The sequence below is a fragment of the Stenotrophomonas sp. TD3 genome (genome assembly GCF_001939825.1).
Classification (GTDB): Bacteria; Pseudomonadota; Gammaproteobacteria; order Xanthomonadales; family Xanthomonadaceae; genus Stenotrophomonas.
Genome location: NZ_MOYM01000002.1, coordinates 70,618 through 90,783, shown reverse-complemented (window position 1 = coordinate 90,783; position 20,166 = coordinate 70,618). Strand labels below are relative to the sequence as shown.

Here is a 20,166-nt window from a genome sequence, read left to right as displayed (position 1 = left end):
GGTACTGCTTATTTCTTGGCGGCGAACAGTGCATCGAGCTGCTGCTCGAAGGCGTGGTAGCCGATGCGGTCGTAGAGTTCTTCGCGGGTCTGCATGGTCTCCACCACATTGCGCTGATGACCATCGCGGCGCACCGCCTGGTAGACGTTCTCGGCGGCCTTGTTGGCTGCGCGGAAGGCCGACAGCGGGAACAGCTGGATGGCAACGCCGGCCGACGCCAGTTCATCGCGGCTGAACAGCGGGGTGGCGCCGAATTCGGTGATGTTGGCCAGCACCGGCACCTTCACCGCGTCGACGAAGCGGCGGTAGGTCTCCAGGTCGTAGGCAGCCTCGGCGAAGATGCCATCGGCACCGGCCTCGACACAGGCGATGGCGCGCTCGATGGCCTTGTCCACGCCATCCACCTGGATGGCGTCGGTGCGTGCGATCAGGAAGAAGTCCGGATCGGTCTTGGCATCGGCGGCAGCCTTCACGCGGTCGACCATTTCACCCTGCGAGACGATCTCCTTGCCCGGACGGTGGCCGCAACGCTTGGCGCCGACCTGGTCCTCGATGTGGCAGGCGGCCGCGCCGGCCTTGATCAGCGACTTCACGGTGCGCGCGATGTTGAACGCGCTCGGGCCGAAGCCGGTGTCGATGTCGACCATCAGCGGCAGGTCGCAGACATCGGTGATGCGGCGCACGTCAACCAGCACGTCTTCCAGGGTGTTGATGCCCAGGTCCGGCAGGCCCAGCGAGCCCGCGGCAACGCCGCCGCCCGACAGGTAGATGGCGCGGAAGCCGGCGCGCTTGGCCAGCAGGGCGTGGTTGGCGTTGATCGCGCCGATCACCTGCAGCGGCGATTCGGCAGCCAGCGCCTCACGGAAACGGGCACCGGCGGAGAAAGGGGCGGAAGCAGTCATGCGGCAATCCAGGTTGAAGAACGGATGGGTAGGCGCAAGCACCATGCCAAGCTGCAAGCGATTGATTTCACGGGGATGACCGGCATGCAACAGCGGAACATATGAAACACTGAAACAGATGTATCATGAAACACCCTGATCGCCCCTTACCGTCATGTACCTGCCCCGCTCGCCCCTGCGCCACGCCGATGCCGACCCCGGCCGCCCGGTGATCTGGACGGTCAGCGTCTCGCGGCTGACCGGCCTGCTCGGCGACGTCATTCCCGAGTTCGACCGCCGCGCGCGCATCGAGCAGATCAACCTCGGCTTCGAGGAAGCGGTGGAGGTGATCGGCCAGCGCCTGCGTCGCGAGCACTGCGACGTGGTGATCGCCGGTGGCTCCAACGCCGCCTGGCTGCGCGGCCGGCTGGAGTTGCCGCTGGTGCCGATCCAGGCCAACGGCTTCGACCTGATGGAGGCGCTGGCCCGCGCCCGCCGCATCGCCAGCCGCATCGGCCTGGTCACCCACGCCAGCGACGTACCGGTGTTCAGCAACTTCCAGCAGAGTTTCGGCCTGGACATCGAGCATCGCCGCTTCGTCACCCGCGAGGACGCACGCGACTGCATCGCCGACCTGCGCGCCAACGGCATCGAAGTGATCGTCGGCACTGGCATGGCCATCGACCACGCCGAGCAGGCCGGCCTGCCCGGGGTGCTGCTGTATTCGGCCGACTCGGTGCGGCAGGCGTTCGAACATGCGCTGGAACTGACCCAGACCCTGGCACGTTCCGGCAGCAACCGCCCTGCCCCGCGCCGGCGCCCAGCAACGCGTGCCGACGCGCATGAACTGCTCGGCGGCAGCGACGCGATGGCGCAGGTGCGCGCGCAGATCGCGCTCTACGCCCCACATGACAGCACCGTGCTCGTCAGCGGCGAAACCGGCACCGGCAAGGAGCTGGTGGCGCGCCAGCTACACGCCGCCAGCGGTCGTCGCGGACGCTTCGTGGCGTTGAACTGCGGTGCGATCAGCGAATCACTGCTGGAAGCGGAGCTGTTCGGCTACAGCGATGGCGCCTTCACCGGCGCACGCCGTGGCGGCCGCGTTGGCCTGGTTGAAGCCGCAGACGGCGGCACCCTGTTCCTGGACGAAATCGGCGAACTGCCGCTGCCGCTGCAGACCCGCCTGCTGCGCGTGTTGGAGGAACGTGAAGTGCTGCGCGTGGGTGCCACCGAACCGACGCCGGTGGACCTGCGCGTGGTCGCCGCCACCCTGCAGTCGCTGGAGCAGCGCGCGGCCGTCGGCAGCTTCCGCCGCGACCTCTACTATCGGCTGGCAGCACTGCGCATCGTGCTGCCGCCGCTGCGTGCGCGGCGCAGTGACATTCCTCTGCTGGCGCAGCACTTCTTCCGCCAGCTGCGTGGCATCGACGCGCCATTGGATGAGGATGCGCTGGCGGTGCTGACCGCCGCCAGTTGGCCAGGCAACGTGCGTGAGCTGCGTAATCTGGTGGATCGCCTGCGCATCCACTGGCAGCCAAGAGAAGGCCTGATTGATGCTGTGCGACTGCTGCAGTTGGCCCCCGAACTGGTGAATGAGGGCGCTGTAGCATTGCCGGTGGAAAGCAACGGCAAGCGTCCGCCGCGTGCGCAGCTGGAGACGCTGCTGCAGGAACATCGCAATGATCGCGAGGGGATGGCGCAGGCGCTGGGTGTCTCACGCACTACGCTGTGGCGCTGGCTGCGCGCGGAGAATCTGTAGCGTCGAGCCATGCTCGACTGCTTTCTGTAGTCGAGCATGGCTCGACTCTACAGATTGCGCGAGCGCGCCCAACGCGCCTCGATGGCGAACCGACCGCTCCCTACCGCCGCAAGCCATAGCAGCAGCACTCCAAGTGGCACTTCGCTCAGGTAGAAGAACCAGCTCAGCCAATCGGGCACGCTCAATCCCGCAGGAATGCGTGCGATGCCATCGGTCATTGCGGCCACCGCACAGATGCCCGCCAGCAGCAGCGCCGAGGGGCGACTCAACAGACCCAGCACCAGCAGGCCGCCGGCGATCCATTCGATCACACCGAGCACCGGCGCACTGAATACCGGGAACGGGATGCCTGCATCAACCAGCGTATGCACCATGCGCTCGCGCCCCGCGTCGGTGAACACCTTGTTCCAGCCGGATACGCAGAACATCACGCCGGCGACGATGCGAGCAAGCAGCAGCAGGAAGGCTTCCACGCCGCGGCGCGGTGGAGGCACGGCAAACAGGCAACGCCAGGAGGACATGGCGACTCCGGAAATCGAGGGCATTCGTTGGAGTGTGCCGGTTGGTTGCCTGCCCGCAGATGAAGCGCATGGGTCCGAATGCGACAATCCGCTCTTGTAGCGTCGAGCCTTGCTCGACTGCTTTACGCGCCAGAGCAAAAGCAGCCGAGCATGGCTCGGCTCTACAACAGCCGCCCGTCGGCCAGCAGCAGCTCGATTTCCTCCACCTGCACCACCGGCACCTGCCACGGGTGATGCGGCACGATGCCCTGTTCGAAGATGCGCTGCAGCCGCTGCGCATTCCGAGGCAGGCAGAATTCCAGGCGCACGCTATCGACCACCTCGGTGCGACCCGCCTCACCCTGCGCGGGCGACGCACCCACGCGCGGACGGAACTGTTCGAACCCCGGCGCCGACCACCACATCCCGTGCTCGTAGTCGCCGGCCGCCAGCGCGTCCACTGCGAGGATGCCCTGCCTCACCGCGTCCAGTGCTGCCGACGGCACGAACACCACCACGCGGTACAGCGGCAGGCGTTGCATCGGGCAGCCTTACGGGTACAGCAGGCGCTTGCTCCAGCGCCCTTCGGCACCGGTTTCATAGCACCAGCGTTCATGCAGGCGGAACTGCGCGCCGTACCAGAACTCGATGCGGTCAGGCACCACCCGCAGGCCGCTCCAGCCATCCGGGCGCGGTACGTCCTTGCCCTCGAAACGGGCTTCGATTTCGGCCACGCGCGCGTCGAACTCTTCGCGCGTTGCCAGCGTCTTCGACTGCTGCGAGGCCCATGCACCGATCTGGCTCATGCGCGGGCGGCTGGCGAAATAGGCATCGGCCTCGGCGTCTGCCACCTGCTCGACACGGCCTTCGATGCGCACCTGGATGCCAGCCTCGCGCAGGCTGCGCCACAGGAACAGCAGTGCGGCCTGCGGATTGGCCTGCAGTTCCTGGCCCTTGTGGCTGTCCAGGTGGGTGTAGAAGACGAAGCCGCGCTCGTCGAAGGCCTTCAGCAACACGGTGCGCGCCGAGGGACGGCCCTGCGCATCGGCGGTAGCCACGGTCATCGCGTTCGGCTCGACCTCGCGGCTCTGTTTGGCCTCTTCGAACAGGCCGGCAAACGTGGACAGGGCTTCGGCGTACAGGTCGCTCATGATTGCGTTCTTCTCACACGGATTGGGCTATTGTGGCTGCATGGCCGCTGCTGCGTATATGCCCCAGGTGAAAGGATTCCCCGAAACATTGGCCGAACAGGCGCTGGACGATGCGCTGACCAGCGGTGCAGCGGTTCCAGTATTGGCGATCAGCGGCCTGCAGGGGAGCGGCAAATCGACGCTGGCTGCGCAGGTGGTGGCGCGCGCCCAGGCACGCGGCCTGAACGCGGCCACGCTGTCGATCGATGACGTCTACCTGACCCGCGCACAGCGCCAGCGACTGGCCCGCCAGGTGCACCCACTGCTGATCACCCGCGGCCCACCCGGCACCCACGACCTGCCGCTGGCCCACGCCGTGCTGGACGCGGTGGCCGCACGCCAGCCCTTCGCGATGCCGCGCTTCGACAAGCTGGCCGATGAACGCCTGCCCGAAGCGCAATGGCCGCAGCTGCAACAACCGCTGGACCTGCTGGTGTTCGAAGGCTGGTTCCTCGGCACGCCTGCACAGGATGACGTTGCGCTGGACAGCCCGCTGAACGCACTGGAGCGCGAGGCCGACACCGATGGCCGCTGGCGTCGCTGGTGCAACCAGGCGCTGGCCCGCGACTACCCGGCACTGTGGCAGCGCTGCGACCGCCTGTGGTTCCTGCAGCCGCCAGACTTCTCGGTGGTGCCACGCTGGCGCTGGCAGCAGGAGCAGAACCTGCAGGCCGCGCAGCCGGGCCGGCACGGCATGAGCCGGCCACAGCTGGAGCGTTTCGTGCAGTACTACGAGCGGGTCAGCCGGCAGGCGCTCCACGCCCTGCCCGCCCTCGCCGACCATGTGGTGGTGCTGGACGGCCAGCGCCAGGTGCAGGACGTGCGCTGAGCGCGCCTACTCCACCAGGAAGGTCACCCGCAGGTTGACCCGCCATTCGGTGATCTCGCCGCTGCCGCTGGTGACCACCTTGGTCTCGTTCACCCAGGCGCCCTGGATGCCCTTGACCGTCTCGGAGACCTTCTTCAGCCCGCTGCGTACGGCGTCTTCCACGCTCTTCGGCGAGGAGGCGGTGATTTCAATGACCTTGGCGACCGTCATGGCCTGTACTCCGACTGGCGCGGGAGACCCCGCAGGAACGCCTACCCTGACGTGAAGAACGTAAAGGCCGGGGCACGGAGGTGTTAGCATCAGAGGGCATGAATCCTGCTCCGAACCTGATCCTGATCGGCCCGATGGGCGCCGGCAAAACCTGCATCGGCCGCCGCTTGGCCGAGCGCTTCACGCTGGACTTCGTCGATGTCGACCAGGCCATCGTCGATGCCGCCGGCGCCAGCATTCCGACCATCTTCGAGCACTCCGGCGAAGCCGGCTTCCGCAGCCATGAACGCCAGGCGCTTGCGCGGGTGCTGGAAGGCCACGGCCAGCTGGTCTCCACCGGTGGTGGCGCCGTACTGGATCCGGACAACCGCGCACTGATCGCCCGGCGCGGCTTCGTGGTCTATCTGCGGGTCAGCGTGGCCGAACAGCTGGAGCGCCTGGCCCGCGACAAGGGCCGGCCGCTGCTGCAGCGTCCGGACCGCGAGCAGGTGCTGCATGATCTGGCCGCACACCGCGACCCGCTGTACCGCGAACTGGCCGACCTCACCCTCGACACCGACCCGTATACCGCTGCCGATGCGACCGCCCAGCTGGTGGTCAAGCTGGCCACGCAATGGCAGCGCCAGGACCTAACCGCATGACCTCCCCCGCCCTGCTGCAGGTCGCCGTTGGCGGCGACCGCCCCTACTCCATCACCATCGGCGCCGGTGCCCAGGCCGACGGCACCGCGCTGGCCTCGCACGTGCGCGGCCGTCATGTGCTGCTGCTCAGCGACAGCGAAGTCGCCCCGCGCTATCTGGCGTCGCTCAAACAGACGCTGCTGGCCACACGCCCGGACCTGATCATCGGCGAGCACGTGCTGGCCGCCGGCGAAGCCTCCAAGACCCTGGCCGAGTTCGGCCGTGCGATCGAAGCGCTGGCCGCGCTCGGTGCCACCCGCGACGCCTGCGTGTTCGCCCTCGGCGGCGGCGTGGTCGGTGATCTTGCCGGTTTCGCTGCCGCCTGCTGGATGCGCGGGGTGGACTGCGTGCAGCTGCCGACCACCCTGCTGGCAATGGTCGATTCGTCGGTGGGCGGCAAGACCGCCGTCGACATCCCGGCCGGCAAGAACCTGGTCGGTGCCTTCCATCCGCCGCGTGCGGTCATCGCCGATACCCGCGTGCTGGCCACCCTGCCGCCTCGCGAGCTGCGCGCCGGCCTGGCCGAAGTGGTGAAGTACGGTGCATTGGGTGATGCGGTGTTCTTCGAGTGGCTGCAGCAGCATGCCGATGCGCTGCTGGCCGGCGAGGATGCGGTGCTGGCCGAGGCCATCGCGCGCAGCTGCCGGCACAAGGCCGCCATCGTCGAGCGCGACCCGTTCGAGAAGGGCGAGCGTGCCCTGCTCAACCTCGGCCACACCTTCGGCCACGCCATCGAGACTGAGCAAGGCTATTCGGCCCCGGGCCGTGATGCGCTGAACCACGGCGAGGCGGTGGCGGTGGGCATGGTGCTGGCGGCGAAGCTGTCCACCAACCTGGGCCTGGCCGACGATGCCGACCGCGCACGCCTGCAGGCCCTGCTGGAACGCCTCGGCCTGCCGGTGGCGATCCCGGCCGGGCTGGACCCGCAGGCCCTGCTCGGCCGCATGCGCCTGGACAAGAAGAATGTGGCCGGCCGCCTGCGCCTGGTGCTGTGGCGTGGCATGGGCCGCGCTGAAGTGGTGCCGGACGTGGATGAAGCGGCGGTGCTGAAGGTGCTGTCGACCCGGTAGTGCAGACCGCTGGCCGGCAATCCTGCCGCGCAGCCTGGTAGTACCGGCCGCTGGCCGGCTCCCCATTGATGACATTGCCGGCCAGCGGCCGGCACTACCACGTTGCGGCAGGGGTCACCCGTGCCCCGCTACAATCGGCGCCATGCACGTCTACCTGCAACATCCCGACGCCGGTGCACAGGCACCGCGCTTCCTGCGCCTGAGCCTGCTGCCGGACCTGTTCGGCGGCTGGGAGCTGCTGCGCGAGAGCGGCCGCGTCGGCAGCCGCTCGCAGCTGCGGCGCGAGCTGTTCCTGCAGGCCGACGAAGCCCGCCACGCCTTCGAGAAGGCCCGCGATGCCGAACTGCATCGCGGCTTCCAGATCCTTTCGCACGGCGACTGACGCCGCTGCTCCTCCCGTCCAAGGAATGCCCATCGTGACCAGCCCTCTCCGCAACGATCGCCTGCTGCGCGCCCTGCGCCGCGAACCGGTGGACTGCACCCCTGTCTGGCTGATGCGCCAGGCCGGCCGCTACCTGCCTGAATACCGCGCGACCCGGGCCAAGGCCGGCAGTTTCCTGGCCATGGCCAAGACCCCGGAGATCGCCTGCGAAGTCACCCTGCAGCCGCTGCGCCGGTTCCCGCTGGACGCGGCCATCCTGTTCTCGGACATCCTCACCATTCCCGATGCGATGGGCCTGGAGCTGTACTTCGTCGAAGGCGAAGGCCCGAAGTTCCGCCATCCGGTACGTGATGAAGCGGCCATCGCCAAGCTGGCGGTGCCGGACATGGAACAGGACCTGGGCTACGTGATGGATGCGGTACGCCTGATCCGCCGCGAGCTGGACGGCCAGGTGCCGCTGATCGGCTTCTCCGGCAGCCCGTGGACGCTGGCCTGCTACATGGTGGAAGGCGGCGGCAGCAAGGATTTCGCGCGCATCAAGGCGATGGCGCTGAACCATCCGCAGGCCCTGCACCGCCTGCTGGAAGTCACCACCGACGCGGTGATCGCCTACCTCGGCGCGCAGCGCGCGGCCGGCGCACAGGCGCTGCAGGTGTTCGACACCTGGGGCGGCGTGCTGTCGCCGGCGATGTACCGCGAGTTCTCGCTGCGTTACCTGCAGCGGATTGCGCAGGGCCTGGACCGTGGCGAGGGCAGCGAGCGCACCCCGCTGATCCTGTTCGGCAAGGGCACCGGCCTGCACCTGGAAGCGCTGTCGCAGACCGGCGCCGATGCACTGGGCCTGGACTGGACGCTGGACCTGGACGAAGCGATGCGCCGCACCGGTGGCCGCGTCGCCCTGCAGGGCAACCTCGACCCGACCACGCTGTACGCCTCACCGGATGCGATCGCCGCGGCCGCCGCGCGCGTGCTCGACACCTATGCGGCCGGCAACGGCGGTTCGCGCGAGGGCCATGTGTTCAACCTCGGCCATGGCATGTCGCCGGACATGGACCCTGCGCATGTACAGGTGCTGGTCGACGCCGTGCACGCGCACAGTCAACGCTGAGCATTCCGCATGCAGGTACGGCGCGACCTTGATCGCGCCGTGACCCGCATTGCGCGATCATGGCAGCCCCCACGCTGCACCGGCCGCACGCCATGCCTACATCGTCATCGACCTACAACCGCCACCGCCCCCTGCTGTGGCTGGTGTCCTTGGCGATTTTCATGCAGATGCTCGACTCGACCATCGTCAACACGGCGTTGCCGGCGATGGCGGCCAGCCTGGGCGAGAGCCCGCTGCAGATGCAGTCGGTGGTGTTCAGCTATGCGCTGGCGGTCGCCACCTTCATTCCCGCCTCGGGCTGGATCGCCGACCGCTACGGCACCCGGCGCACCTTCCTGGTGGCGATCATCCTGTTCACCCTCGGCTCGCTGGCCTGCGCGCTGGCCCAGCACCTGCACCAGCTGGTCGGTGCGCGCGTGCTGCAGGGCATCGGCGGTGCGATGCTGCTGCCGGTCGGTCGGCTGGCGGTGATGCGTTCGGTGCCGCGCGAGGATTTCCTGCGCGCGATGAGCTTCATCGCCATCCCCGCGCTGGTCGGTCCGCTGATCGGCCCGACACTCGGCGGCTGGCTGGTCGAGATCGCCTCATGGCACTGGGTGTTCCTGATCAACCTGCCAATCGGCGTGATCGGTTTCATCGCCGCGATGAAGATCATGCCCGACCATTACGCCAGCCATCGCACCCGCTTCGACCTGCGCGGCTACATCATGCTGGCCTTTGCGATGGTGGTGCTGTCGCTGGCACTGGACGGCATCTCCGGGCTCGGCACGCCACACGCACTGGTGATGCTGATGACCGTGGCTGGCCTGGCCGCGCTGGTGGGTTATTGGCTGCACGCCGCCAACTCGACTGCGCCGTTGTTCTCGCTGGCACTGTTCCGCGTGCCCAGCTACCGCATCGGCATTCTCGGCAACCTGTTCTCGCGCATCGGCAGCAGCGCCATGCCGATGCTGATCCCGCTGCTGCTGCAGGTCGGCCTCGGCCTGGGCCCGATGCATGCCGGCCTGATGATGGTGCCGGTGGCGGCCGCCGGCATGGTCTCCAAGCAGCTGGCGGTGAAGCTGGTCGAGCGCTACGGTTACCGCCGCGTGCTGATGGTCAACACCGTGCTGGTCGGCCTGGCGATGGCCAGCTTCATCCTGATGACACCCGGCCAGCACCTGGCCTGGCGCCTGATGCAGCTGGCGTTCTTCGGTGCGGTCAATTCCCTGCAGTTCACCGTGATGAACACCGTGACCCTGCGCGATCTCGATCGCGAATTCGCCAGTTCCGGCAACAGCCTGCTGTCGATGGTGATGATGCTGGCCGCCGGTTTCGGCGCCGCAGCCGCCGGCAGCCTGCTGGCCGCGTTCGGCACCCACCTGGACAGCACCGACGCCACTGCGGCGTTGCATGCCACGTTCCTGTGCGTGGGCGCGATCACGCTGACTTCGACGATGATCTTCTGGCAGCTGCCCGATACCAAGCCGGAGCCACGGCAGGTCGAGCACGTCGCGGAGTGAGGGGTTCGGCAGGGCCTGCGGCCCTGCACCTGCAGAGGCCGAAGCCGAAGCAACAGCAACAGCGAGCATTCCGTGGGTTGGCGAGGCGGTGTCGCAGCGCGGGGACGCCGCAAGTACGTCCCTGTAGGCTTGGCAGCCGCATCCATGCGGCTGACACCCCGCACTGCGACACCGCCCCACCTCTGACAGATGGTCGCTGCTGTTGGTGGGTGTCGACCTTGGTCGACACATCTGTCAGATATCGAAATACATCTGGGGTCAGATCCGTTTTCCTTCGGAAAACGGATCTGACCCCGAGCGTCGTTCCGACAGATCGCGGAAAACTGTCGAAGGCGGGGTGGGTCCGGTTGCGGGAGTGTCCGCGGCATGGATGCCGCGGCCAAGCCCCCATGGGTGAGGGTGCTTTGCTTGCGAAGCACCGCTTCGCAAGCGCCCGAACGCACAGCCGCCAGCGGCTGGGCCGGACCGCGGAGCGGGGTTTACGGCGTCTCCCGCAACCGGATCCACCCCGCCATCCCACGGAATGCAGGCTCTTGACGTTGACGTTGATTCTGCAGGTGCAGGGCTGCAAGCCCTGCAATAATCCCTACCTGCCCATCACCCTGGCAATCGCTTCCACCAGCAGTTCGCCGGTCACCGGCTTGCGCAGGAAGCCGCCGATGCCGGCCGCTTCCACCTGCTGCTGAAGGTCCGGATCGGTGCGCGCGGTCACCGCCAGCAACGGCAGCATGTAGCCCTGGTTGCGCAGGTGCTGGGCCAGTTCGAAGCCGCTCAGGCCCGGCAGATCCAGATCCAGCAGGCCGACGTCGAAATCGCCGGCACTGATCTCGCGCAGCGCCGCCAGCGCATGGCCGGCATGCACCACCTCGTGGCCGCGTGCGCTCAACAGCCCCCGCACCACATCGGCCACGGTGGCATCGTCCTCGACCAGCAGCACCCGCAGCGGTGGCATGTTCGCCGCCTCGTCGCGATGCCCCTCGGCGGACGCCTCGGCATCACTGTCCACCACCAGCGGCAACGGCAGGGTCACGCCGAAACAGGTGCCTCGGCCCAACTGGCTCTCCACCTGGATCCGCCCCTGCATCGCATGTGCCAGTTCGCGGCAGATCGCCAGGCCGAGGCCGCTGCCACCGTACTGCGCTGCGGTACGTGCACCATCGGCCTGCTCGAAGCGGCGGAACAGGCGCTGCTGCTGTTCCTGGCTGATGCCGGGGCCGGTATCGCGCACTTCGAAATGCAGCGCGCGCAGCTCGCCATCGCAACGTGCGTGCAGGGTGATGGTGCCGCGGCTGGTGAATTTCACTGCGTTCGACAGCAGGTTCAGCAGGATCTGCCGCACGCGCATGGCATCACCGGTGGCCTGCAGGCCCGGCGGCAGCTGGTTGTCGAGGGTGAAGCGCAGGCCCTTCTGGGCGGCCAGCGGGCCCATCAGCGCCGCCAGATCCTGCAACAGGCCATTCAACGCAAACGACTGCGACTGCAGTTCCAGGCGCCCGGACTCGATCCGCGCCAGGTCCAGCGCATCGTTGACCAGGTGCAGCAGGTGTTCGCCAGCATGCCGGATCGACTGCGTGTAGCCGCGCTGCTGCGGATCCAGTGGCGATGCCAGCAGCAACTCGCTCATGCCCAGCACGCCGGTCATCGGCGTACGGATCTCATGGCCAAGGTTGGCCAGGAAGCGGGTCTTGGCCGCCGAGGCCTGCTCGGCCAGTTCCTGCTTGTGCAGCGCCAATTGGTAGGCATGGCGCCGCTGCAGGCGGCGTCGGTACAACCAGGCGAACCAGCTGGTCAGCAGCAACCCGACCGACGCCAGCACCAGCAGGCCGGACAGGCTGCGCCACCATGGCGGTTGCACGCGGAATTCCAGGCTCTGCACCCGCGACCAAACATGGTCGGCCGAGCGTGCCTGCACTTCCAGCCGGTAGCTGCCCGGCGCCAGGCGCGAGAACAGGCGCTCGCCGGCCGGGCCGACTTCGACCCAATCCGGGTCGTAGCCGGCCAGGCGGTAACGGTAGGTATTGGACGCCGAGTCGGCGAAGGACAGCAATCGCGCGACGATGCGCAGGTCGCGGTCGCCATCGGCGATCTGCAACGGTGCATCGTGGGTCATGTCCAGCACCTGCTCGTTGCGGCGCACTTCCACCCGCTCGATCACCAGTGGCGCGCGGCGTACTGAAGGCCGCACCTGCTCCGGGTCGAACACCACTGCGCCTGCCGCCGTTCCGGCCACCAGGTGGCCATCGGCGGCTGCGATCAAGGTGTGTTCGCGGAATTCCTGGCTGGGCAGGCCGTCGTGCACGCCGTACAAGCGCACGCTCTGCCCATCGGCACTGACACGGACCAGGCCGCGTGCGCTGGTCGCCCAGGCCACGCCCTGCGCGTCCACCACCAGGCCGGAGGCGGAAATCGCCGGATAGCCCTGTTCGGCACCGACCACCGCCTGCCGTTCCAGGCGCCCCTGGCTCCAGCGGTATCGCGACAGGCGCCCATCCTCGGACAACCAGACCTGGCCATCGCGGCCCACGTGCAGCGCATGGATGGCCGTTGCCGGCGCACCCGGCACCGGCTGGAAGCGCTCGCTTTCCGGCAGCCACTGCAGCAGGCCACGGCTGCTGGCCAGCCAGATATGGTCCTGCGGACCGCATTCCACATCGAGGTTGAGCTGGCCCTGCTGCAGGCCACGCTGGCCATTGTCCAGCTCGCGTCGCACGCGCCCGTCGAGGTCGCGCTGCTGCAGGCCCGCGGGCAGCATCAGCCAGAGGCTGTCGCCGTCGCAGGTCATCATCGCTTCGATGACCCCTTCCATCGCTGCATCGGCACCGGCGTCACGCCCCCAGCGACGCAGCTCACGCCGTTGCGGGTCGTAGCGCACCAGTGCATCGGTCGATCCGATCCAGACCTGGCCACGCCGGTCCTCGCGCACCGACGACAGCCAGTGCATGCCGTTGACCCAGGTACGGTGCTGCTCGATCTTGCCGGTTTTCGGATCGAAGCGATCCAGTGCGCCATGGCTGCCCACCGTCCAGACGCCGCCATTGCTGGATGGGCTGGTGCCCAGCACGAGCGCATTGCGCAGCGAGCTGGGGTCGTCCTCCAGGCGCGACAGCACCGAGAACTGCCACCAGCGTGGCAGCAGGTGCCACAGCCCGGCATTGGTGCTGGCCAACCAGATGCCACCTTCGCGGTCCTCGTAGGCACCGGTCCAGTTCGGCCGCACCGGACCGCGCGCGATCGCGCTGTACAGCGGCACGGTCTGGTACTGGCCATCGACCGCGCGCCCCAGCCCGGTCCGCGTGTCCAGCCAGTGCCCGCCCTGCTCGTCGCGCAGCATCATGCCCAGTACCTGCTCGCCCGGCGGCAGCTTCCAGGGTGGTGCCTCGAAGCGGCCATCCGGGCGACGCACGGTGGCCCCGGCCATCGTGCTGATCCACAGGCTGCCATCCGGTTCGGCGGTCAAGCCGTTGATCAGCAGGCTGGGAATGATGTCCGTACCGACGCGCTCGAAGTCGGTCCCGGTCCAGCGCGCCACGCCATGCGTGGTGCCGATCCACAGGCTGCCATCGGCCAGCGTGGCCAGGTAGGGCACCGACGACGAGGGCAGGCTGCGCGGATTGTTCGGCTCGGGCAGGAAGCGCTGCAGGCGGTCCTGGCTGTCCAGGCGGTACAGGCCGCCCTCATGGGTACCGAACCAGATCGAGCCATCGGGCGTGCTGGCCAGGCTCCAGACCGTGTTGGTGCCCATCAACGGCTGGCTGCTGCGGTCGTAGAAGTGCAGCTGCCGGCGGTCGGCGGACATCCGCACCAGGCCGGCATTCTCGGTGCCTATCCACAGCTGGTTGCGGGCATCGACCAGCACCGTCCAGATGCGGTTGTCACGCAGCCCGTCCTCCGAGCGCCACACCCGGTAGGTGCGACCGTCATAGCGGGCCAGGCCATCGTTGGTGGCGATCCACAGGTAGCCGTACCGGTCCTCGGCCATGCGGTTGACGGTATTGGACGGAAGGCCATCGAACACCGTCACCTGCCGCGGGCTCGGAGGCACCGGCTGTGCCGCAGCGGGCAACGCGCAGCACAGGAGGACCAGCAGCAGCATCGCCGCCCGCAGATACACCACCGATTGCCTCCTCACGCTGGTCCTGATGATTCCCGCGCTGCGGGCGTCGGCATGGTAAACCGAAAGTCGCGCCGTTCACGCCCGGCGCCGGCACAGTCACGCAGTCGCCTGCCGTTTCGCACGCGCCTGGGCGATGGCCGCCACCAGCAGATCGCCGGTCACCGGCTTGCGCAGGAAGCCATCGAAGCCTGCGGCCAGCACCTGGGTTTCGGCGTAGGCATCGGAACGGGCAGTCACTGCCACCAGCGGCAGTTCATAGCCCATGGTGCGCAGCTGGCGGGCGATGGCCGTACCGTCCAGCGCGGGCAGATCGAGATCGAGCAGGCCGACGTCGAAACCATCGGTGGCGATCTCCGACAGCGCGCCCAGGCCATGCAGCACGTGGACCACCTCATGCCCGCGCACCCGCAGCAGGCCGGCGATGACCTCGGCCACCGTGGCATCGTCCTCGACCAGCAGGATGCGCAGCGGCGGCAGTTCCGGCAGGGCCGCCACCTCGCCCGCGGTGCTGGCGGCCTGGCGCGTCCAGGGCAACGGCAGGCGCACGCGGAACCGCGCGCCCTTGCCCGGCTGGCTGTCTACTTCGATGCATCCGCCCATCGCCATCGCCAGCTCCTGGCAGATCGCCAGCCCCAGCCCGCTGCCACCGTAGCGCGACGCAGTGCGCGGGCCGTCGGCCTGTTCAAAACGATGGAACAGGCGCTGCTGCTGCTCGGCATTGATGCCCGGGCCACTGTCATGCACTTCGAAACACAGCCCGCCCTTTTCTTCCAGGCGCACGGCCAGGCCGACGTGGCCACGCTCGGTGAACTTGATCGCGTTGCCGAGCAGGTTCAGCAGGATCTGGCGTACACGCATCTCGTCGCCGCTGACGCTGATCGGCCCGGGCGGGTCTTCGCCGCGCAGGAACTGCAGCTGGCGCTGCTGCGCCATCGGCTGCATCAGGCCCTGCACCTGGTCGAGCAGCTCCCCCAGATCGAACGGACGCAGGTCCAGCTCCAGCCGCCCGGCTTCGATCCGGGCCAGGTCGAGGGCATCGTTGACCAGCCGCAGCAGATGGCTGCCGGCCTGCTGGATCGACCCCGCATAGCCGCGCTGCACCGGATCCAGCGGGGTGGCCAGCAGCAGCTCGCTCATGCCCAGCACACCGGTCATCGGCGTGCGGACTTCGTGGCCCAGCGTGGCCAGGAAACGGCTCTTGGCCTGCGAGGCCTGCTCGGCCAGCTGCTGCTTGTGCACCGTCAGCTGCCATTGCTGACGACGGCGCAGCCGCGCGCGGACCGACCAGACAAGGACCACCAGCAGCAGCGACCCCAGCAGGATGTAGCCGAAGATCGCCATGCCGCTGCGCCACCACGGTGGCAGCACCTTCACCTGCAACTGCTGCGAAGGCGTCCATGCGCCCCGGGCAGTCGCTGCCTGCACCTCGATGACGTAGCTGCCGGTCGGCAGCCGCGACAGGGTGCGTTGGCCATCCCCGCCCTGCTCCACCCAGTCCTGGTCGTAACCCTGCACGCGGAAGCGGTAACGGTTGCCCTGCGGACTGGCATAGGACAGCAGCCGCGCATCGATCTGCAGGTCGCGGTCATCCGGTCCCAGCAACAGGGTGCCGGTGAGCGGCAAGGGCTGCCAGCCGCGTGCATCGTCGCGGCGCACCCGCACTTCGGCGATCACCAGCGATGAAGTCGGCAGCACGGTGTCGTCTGCATTCACGTCAAAGGCGACCAACCCGGTCTGGGTGACGGCCAGCACACGGCCATCGGCGTTGACCGCCGGTGGCCGGCCGGTGAACTCCGCATCGGACAGGCCATCGCGTTCGTTGAACTGCTGCAGGCGCCGCGTCTTCGGGTCCCACCGCAGCAGGCCGCGCGGCGTCGTGGCCCACAGCTGGCCGTTGTCGGCCAGCGCCAACCCGCCCATGGTGACCGGCGGCACACCCGCGCTGCCGTCGATGCGCTGGATCAGGCGCAGGCTCATGCCATCCCACTGGTAGCGCTCGAAGGCGCCTTGGCGCGCCAGCCACAACTGCTGCGGATCGATCCACACCAGATCGTAGATCGGGCCACGCGAAACGCCCGACACCGCCTCGAAGCGTCCGGCCTGCTCACGCCAGATGCCCATGTCGCCCATCACCCAGGGCCGGCCGTGGGCGTCGAAACGGATCTGCTCGATCGGCGCATCGGCCGTCCCGCGGAAGTGCTCCAGCGGATAGCTGTGCAGCAGCCGGCCCTCTGCATCGCGCTGCTGCAGGTCCAGGCCCATCACCGACACCCACACCGTGCCGTCAGGCGCCTGCCGCATCAGGTCGATGCGCTGGCGCAGGTCGGCACTGCCATCGATCCGCAGATCGCGCAATGCGCTGGTGGCCGGATCGTAGACGGTGATGCGGCCGCCGCGTCCCAGCCACAGGCGACCGTCCGGGCGCGGCAGCACCGACCACACACACCACACCGTTGCCAAGCTGCCGGTCGCTGGCCAGCAGGCGCAGGGTACCCTGCGCATCCAGCTGGTACACCCCTCGCGCCGAGCCGACGTAGTAGTTCTTTCCGTCGCTGGCTGCGCTCAACAGGTACTGGCTGTCCAGTGGCTTGCCGTCGAGCTGGTTCCAGATCGAGAAGCGCCGCCAGTCCGGTGGCAGATAGGCCAGGCCCTGGGTCAGCAGTGCCACCCATAGTCCGCCCTCGTGGTCCTGCAGCAGATCGAGCACACCACTGTGCGCGGTCAGGAAGCCGCTGCCGCGGTCGCCCTCCAGCCGGCGCAGCGTCGCTGCATCCCCTCGCAGCAGACCGTCAGAGGTGCCAGCCCAGTAGCCCCCCTGGCGATCGGCCAGGACCAGGGCCGAGCGCAACTGGGCACTGTCGGCCCATCGCGGGCGACTGACCCGGTCCTGCCCATCGATGCGGTACAGCCCATCGTTCTGGCTGCCTACCCAGATCGAACCCTCCGCATCACGGCTCAACCGGAGCACGCTCAGCGTGCCCAGTTCCCGCGCGGCCACCGGCTCGAACCCGCTGCCGTTCCAACGCGCCACGCCGGCTTCGGTGCCCACCCACAGGCGGCCCCGCGTATCGACCAGGCTGGTGAAGATGCTGTTGCTGGGCAGGCCACCCGGCTGCGCTGGATCATGGGTGTAGAGGCGCACGCTGCCGTCTTCGCCAAGCCGGCAGACGCCATGGTTGTTGGTCCCGATCCACAAGGCATCGTCGACATAGGCCAGTGCCCAGAACTGCCCCTGGCAGGTGGAATTGACCGTGTCGAAGGTCCGGAAGCGCTCGCGGTCGGCATCCAGGCGGGCCACGCCCTTGCCGTTGATGCCCACCCAGACCCGGTCCAGCGGATCGATCAGCAGGGTCTCGATCTCGTTGCCAGGCAGCGAGCCCGGCTGTTCCGGATCGTGCTCCCAGACTCGCAGGCTGTTGCCGTCATAACGGGCGAGCCCACCATCGGTGGCGGCCCAGATGTGGCCCTGGCGGTCCTCGGCCAGCGCCACCACCATGCGCGACGGCAAGCCTTCGGCGGCACCGAAGCGGCGCAGGCGTGGTGTTTCTGCCATGTCCAGGGTCGCAGCCGCCGTGGCCATCGCCATCAGCAGCAGTCCCATACCTGCGATGCCACGGCACCACCGGCGCCAGCCGCTCGTCATCCTGAACCCCCTGTCCTGGGCCGATTGTCACACAGGGCCGGGTTCATGGCTGCAACAGGCTGTTTCCAGCGGTGGCACCACCACGAACTGTTGCAGCCATGCACGCAACGTTGGCAGGGGGCTGTGCGTATGATCACAGCGTCCCCTTCCGGAGCCCGCCATCGATGCGTCCCTGCCTGGCCCTGCTGCCGATGCTGCTCGCCACCGCCCCTGCCTGGGCGGCCGCTGACACCTATCGCCTCGATCCGGTGCACACGCGGGTGCTGTTCTCCATCGACCACGCGGGCTACTCGCAGGCCATGGGCACGGTGTCCGGCAGCGAAGGCCGCGTGCTGTTCGATCCCGACAACTGGCGCGACGCCACCCTGGAGGTGGACATCCCGGTGTCGCGCCTGGACCTCGGCGACGCCAAGTGGAACCAGGCCACGCTGGCCCGCAGCCTGCTCGACGGCGAGCGATTCCCGACCGCGCGTTTTGTCTCCAGCCGGGTCGAACCGATCGACGCCAAGCATGCGCATGTGATCGGCACGCTGACCCTGCGCGGGGTCAGCCAGGAAGTCACCCTGGACGTGACCCTCAACGCGCTCAAGCGCTACCCGCTCCCTCCCTTCCGACGCACCGCGGGGTTTTCCGCCAGCACGACGCTGAGCCGGCGCGCGTTCGGCATCACCGCCTGGCCGGGCGTCATCGGTGACGCGGTACAGGTGCGGATCGAGGCTGAGGCCACCCTCGACCGCAGCGACGCCCCGGGAACTCCCGCTCCCGTCCCACACTCCGACCACACGACGGCCCCCAAGGACCCTTCATGACCGCCAAGAACACCCCCGCCGCCTGGGGGAGTGTCAGCCAGATCCTGCACTGGTTGATCGCACTGCTGATCCTCGCCTTGGGCGTGGTTGGCCTGACCATGGGCGAACTGCCCAAGACGCCCAAGTACTTCTGGGTCTACACCGCGCACAAGTCGATCGGCATCACCGTGCTGGCGCTGGTGCTGTTCCGTCTCGGCTGGCGCCTGTATGCCGGTGCACCGAAGCCGGTGCCGGGGGTGCCCAGCTGGCAGGAGCGCATCGCCAGTGCCACCCATGTGCTGCTGTATGTGCTGATGTTCGCCATCCCGCTGTCGGGCTGGCTGTACGATTCGGCCAGTGGCCTGCGCCCCTTCCGTTGGTTCGGCCTGGTCGACGTGCCCAAGCTGAGCGGCCCCGACCCGCAGGTCGTCGCGGTGTCCCATGCCCTCCACGAATACGGCTTCTGGCTGTTGATCGCGGTGGTGCTGGCGCATGCCGGCGCTGCTTTCTACCACCACCTGTTCCAGCGCGATGCAACGCTGTCCCGCATGTTGCCGCGCGGCTGGCTCGCCTCCCCTCAGAAGGACTGACCGATGAACCTGAAACTGACCACTCCGGCCGCCGTGGCCGCCGCCCTGGCCGGCATGCTGGCCACCGCCCCGGCGCTCGCTGCGGACTATGCGCAGGCCCCGGGTGCCGGCTCGATCCTGGTGTTCGCCACCAAATACGACGGCGAAGTGTTCACCGGCAGCTTCCCGGGCTTCGCCACCAAGCTCAGCTTCGACCCGGCCAACCCGGCCGCCGGTTCGCTGGACGTGGTGATTCCGCTGGCGGGCGCCAAGAGCGGCAACAGCGACCGTGACTCGACCCTGCAGGGCGCCGACTTCTTCAATGTCGGCAAGTTCGCTACTGCGCGTTACACCGCCAAGGGCTTCCGCGCCGTGGGCAACGACCAGTTCGCCGCCGATGGCACCCTGGAACTGCGCGGCGTCAGCAAGCCGGTCACCCTGACCTTCACCTGGAAGCCGGGCACCCAGCCGGTGCTGACCGGCAAGGCCACGGTCAAGCGCCTGGACTTCGGCGTCGGCGGCGGTGACTGGGCTGACACCAAGACCATTCCGGACGACACCGCGATCAGCACGATCGTGAAGTTCGACGCGAAATAAGACGCTTCCGGTAGTGCCGGCCGCTGGCCGACATTAACGGATATCGGGTGGTTGCCGGCCAGCGGCCGGCACTACCTGACCGCCTTCGGCCAACCACGCCTGCACCGTGGCCGCATCGAACGGCCAGTCCAGCTCGCGCTCGCCGCGCTCGTCGCGCAGCACCGGCACCCGCGCGCCATAGCGCGCTTCCAGCGCCGGCTGGTCATCCAGGAACACCGATTCAAACTCCGGCGCCCGCGCTTTGGCCAGTTCGGCCAGGGCCAGGTCGCACAGGTGGCAATCGTCACGCTGGATCAGGGTCAACACCAGTCAGGCTCCCATGGCGGAAATGCTGCGCCGCAGCC

Annotated in this window: 17 protein-coding genes and 1 pseudogene; 10 read left to right on the top strand and 8 right to left on the bottom strand. The window is 68.2% G+C overall.

Going from position 1 to position 20,166, the window contains the following annotated elements; translation table 11 throughout:
* Positions 1 to 8 precede the first annotated feature (8 nt).
* Positions 9 to 902 carry a methylisocitrate lyase gene (gene prpB / locus BKE09_RS17295; RefSeq protein WP_075677355.1) on the bottom strand — a complete coding sequence of 298 codons (894 nt, stop codon included), beginning with the start codon at positions 900 to 902 and terminating at the stop codon, positions 9 to 11.
* Positions 903 to 1,056: 154 nt separating this feature from the next.
* Here prpB and prpR point away from each other — a divergent pair, with 154 nt between their 5' ends.
* Positions 1,057 to 2,640, top strand: coding sequence for a propionate catabolism operon regulatory protein PrpR (gene prpR / locus BKE09_RS17290; RefSeq protein ID WP_075676899.1), 1,584 nt, complete (start codon positions 1,057 to 1,059; stop codon positions 2,638 to 2,640).
* Positions 2,641 to 2,687: 47 nt separating this feature from the next.
* Here the strand turns inward: prpR and BKE09_RS17285 are convergent, their stop codons facing one another.
* The 3 genes from BKE09_RS17285 to pdxH all read right to left on the bottom strand — a co-directional run bounded on the left by BKE09_RS17285 (position 2,688) and on the right by pdxH (position 4,291).
* Positions 2,688 to 3,161 carry a DoxX family protein gene (locus BKE09_RS17285; RefSeq protein ID WP_075676897.1) on the bottom strand — a complete coding sequence of 158 codons (474 nt, stop codon included), beginning with the start codon at positions 3,159 to 3,161 and terminating at the stop codon, positions 2,688 to 2,690.
* 161 nt (positions 3,162 to 3,322) lie between these two features.
* Positions 3,323 to 3,682 carry a hypothetical protein gene (locus BKE09_RS17280; protein WP_075676895.1) on the bottom strand — a complete coding sequence of 120 codons (360 nt, stop codon included), beginning with the start codon at positions 3,680 to 3,682 and terminating at the stop codon, positions 3,323 to 3,325.
* 9 nt (positions 3,683 to 3,691) lie between these two features.
* Positions 3,692 to 4,291 (bottom strand): pyridoxamine 5'-phosphate oxidase, encoded by a 600-nt coding sequence (gene pdxH, locus BKE09_RS17275; protein ID WP_075676893.1) that lies wholly within the window; start codon positions 4,289 to 4,291, stop codon positions 3,692 to 3,694.
* A 40-nt stretch (positions 4,292 to 4,331) separates the two neighbouring features.
* Here pdxH and BKE09_RS17270 point away from each other — a divergent pair, with 40 nt between their 5' ends.
* The gene (locus BKE09_RS17270) at positions 4,332 to 5,159 is read left to right on the top strand and encodes a kinase (RefSeq protein ID WP_075676891.1); all 828 of its coding nucleotides are present in this window, start codon (positions 4,332 to 4,334) and stop codon (positions 5,157 to 5,159) included.
* Between the two features lie 6 nt (positions 5,160 to 5,165).
* Here the strand turns inward: BKE09_RS17270 and BKE09_RS17265 are convergent, their stop codons facing one another.
* The gene (locus tag BKE09_RS17265) at positions 5,166 to 5,369 is read right to left on the bottom strand and encodes a dodecin family protein (RefSeq protein ID WP_075676889.1); all 204 of its coding nucleotides are present in this window, start codon (positions 5,367 to 5,369) and stop codon (positions 5,166 to 5,168) included.
* A 98-nt stretch (positions 5,370 to 5,467) separates the two neighbouring features.
* On the opposite strand from BKE09_RS17265, the gene BKE09_RS17260 reads away from it, so the two are divergent.
* The 5 genes from BKE09_RS17260 (at position 5,468) to mdtD (ending at position 10,111) form a co-directional block, all read left to right on the top strand.
* On the top strand, positions 5,468 to 6,010 hold the full coding sequence (locus BKE09_RS17260; protein ID WP_075676887.1) for a shikimate kinase: 543 nt from the start codon (positions 5,468 to 5,470) through the stop codon (positions 6,008 to 6,010).
* Complete coding sequence (gene aroB, locus BKE09_RS17255; protein WP_075676885.1) at positions 6,007 to 7,119, top strand: 3-dehydroquinate synthase; 1,113 nt, start codon at positions 6,007 to 6,009, stop codon at positions 7,117 to 7,119. The genes BKE09_RS17260 and aroB overlap by 4 nt, the downstream gene beginning before the upstream one ends.
* A gap of 142 nt (positions 7,120 to 7,261) precedes the next feature.
* A complete protein-coding gene (locus tag BKE09_RS17250; RefSeq protein ID WP_014038141.1) occupies positions 7,262 to 7,501 on the top strand; it encodes a WGR domain-containing protein in 240 nt (79 codons plus the stop codon).
* A 25-nt stretch (positions 7,502 to 7,526) separates the two neighbouring features.
* Entirely contained in the window at positions 7,527 to 8,609 is a 1,083-nt protein-coding gene (hemE, locus tag BKE09_RS17245) for a uroporphyrinogen decarboxylase (protein WP_014038142.1), read from the top strand.
* Between the two features lie 92 nt (positions 8,610 to 8,701).
* Complete coding sequence (mdtD, locus tag BKE09_RS17240; RefSeq protein WP_101766438.1) at positions 8,702 to 10,111, top strand: multidrug transporter subunit MdtD; 1,410 nt, start codon at positions 8,702 to 8,704, stop codon at positions 10,109 to 10,111.
* A gap of 586 nt (positions 10,112 to 10,697) precedes the next feature.
* Here the strand turns inward: mdtD and BKE09_RS17235 are convergent.
* A complete protein-coding gene (locus tag BKE09_RS17235) occupies positions 10,698 to 14,225 on the bottom strand; it encodes a hybrid sensor histidine kinase/response regulator (protein ID WP_075676882.1) in 3,528 nt (1,175 codons plus the stop codon).
* 96 nt (positions 14,226 to 14,321) lie between these two features.
* A pseudogene (locus tag BKE09_RS17230) lies at positions 14,322 to 17,868 on the bottom strand (ATP-binding protein).
* Positions 17,869 to 18,032: 164 nt separating this feature from the next.
* Between BKE09_RS17230 and BKE09_RS17225 the strand changes: the two are divergent.
* Genes BKE09_RS17225 through BKE09_RS17215 form a run of 3 tightly spaced genes read left to right on the top strand, consistent with a single transcriptional unit; the run spans position 18,033 to position 19,822 of the window.
* Positions 18,033 to 18,677, top strand: coding sequence for a YceI family protein (locus tag BKE09_RS17225; RefSeq protein WP_014038146.1), 645 nt, complete (start codon positions 18,033 to 18,035; stop codon positions 18,675 to 18,677).
* Positions 18,674 to 19,246: a cytochrome b gene (locus BKE09_RS17220; protein ID WP_005418388.1), complete on the top strand. Its 573-nt coding sequence runs from the start codon at positions 18,674 to 18,676 to the stop codon at positions 19,244 to 19,246. The genes BKE09_RS17225 and BKE09_RS17220 overlap by 4 nt, the downstream gene beginning before the upstream one ends.
* 3 nt (positions 19,247 to 19,249) lie before the next feature.
* Complete coding sequence (locus BKE09_RS17215; protein WP_014038147.1) at positions 19,250 to 19,822, top strand: YceI family protein; 573 nt, start codon at positions 19,250 to 19,252, stop codon at positions 19,820 to 19,822.
* 33 nt (positions 19,823 to 19,855) lie between these two features.
* On the opposite strand, the gene BKE09_RS17210 is transcribed toward BKE09_RS17215, so the two are convergent.
* Positions 19,856 to 20,131, bottom strand: coding sequence for a glutaredoxin family protein (locus BKE09_RS17210; protein ID WP_075676880.1), 276 nt, complete (start codon positions 20,129 to 20,131; stop codon positions 19,856 to 19,858).
* Between the last annotated feature and the right edge of the window lie 35 nt (positions 20,132 to 20,166).

What these genes read in the sequence shown, in the direction of transcription:
- prpB (WP_075677355.1), bottom strand. Translation starts at nt 902, where the DNA reads ATGACTGCTTCCGCCCCTTTCTCCGCCGGTGCCCGTTTCCGTGAGGCG.
- prpR (WP_075676899.1), top strand. Translation starts at nt 1,057, where the DNA reads ATGTACCTGCCCCGCTCGCCCCTGCGCCACGCCGATGCCGACCCCGGC.
- BKE09_RS17285 (WP_075676897.1), bottom strand. Translation starts at nt 3,161, where the DNA reads ATGTCCTCCTGGCGTTGCCTGTTTGCCGTGCCTCCACCGCGCCGCGGC.
- BKE09_RS17280 (WP_075676895.1), bottom strand. Translation starts at nt 3,682, where the DNA reads ATGCAACGCCTGCCGCTGTACCGCGTGGTGGTGTTCGTGCCGTCGGCA.
- pdxH (WP_075676893.1), bottom strand. Translation starts at nt 4,291, where the DNA reads ATGAGCGACCTGTACGCCGAAGCCCTGTCCACGTTTGCCGGCCTGTTC.
- BKE09_RS17270 (WP_075676891.1), top strand. Translation starts at nt 4,332, where the DNA reads ATGGCCGCTGCTGCGTATATGCCCCAGGTGAAAGGATTCCCCGAAACA.
- BKE09_RS17265 (WP_075676889.1), bottom strand. Translation starts at nt 5,369, where the DNA reads ATGACGGTCGCCAAGGTCATTGAAATCACCGCCTCCTCGCCGAAGAGC.
- BKE09_RS17260 (WP_075676887.1), top strand. Translation starts at nt 5,468, where the DNA reads ATGAATCCTGCTCCGAACCTGATCCTGATCGGCCCGATGGGCGCCGGC.
- aroB (WP_075676885.1), top strand. Translation starts at nt 6,007, where the DNA reads ATGACCTCCCCCGCCCTGCTGCAGGTCGCCGTTGGCGGCGACCGCCCC.
- BKE09_RS17250 (WP_014038141.1), top strand. Translation starts at nt 7,262, where the DNA reads ATGCACGTCTACCTGCAACATCCCGACGCCGGTGCACAGGCACCGCGC.
- hemE (WP_014038142.1), top strand. Translation starts at nt 7,527, where the DNA reads ATGCCCATCGTGACCAGCCCTCTCCGCAACGATCGCCTGCTGCGCGCC.
- mdtD (WP_101766438.1), top strand. Translation starts at nt 8,702, where the DNA reads ATGCCTACATCGTCATCGACCTACAACCGCCACCGCCCCCTGCTGTGG.
- BKE09_RS17225 (WP_014038146.1), top strand. Translation starts at nt 18,033, where the DNA reads ATGCGTCCCTGCCTGGCCCTGCTGCCGATGCTGCTCGCCACCGCCCCT.
- BKE09_RS17220 (WP_005418388.1), top strand. Translation starts at nt 18,674, where the DNA reads ATGACCGCCAAGAACACCCCCGCCGCCTGGGGGAGTGTCAGCCAGATC.
- BKE09_RS17215 (WP_014038147.1), top strand. Translation starts at nt 19,250, where the DNA reads ATGAACCTGAAACTGACCACTCCGGCCGCCGTGGCCGCCGCCCTGGCC.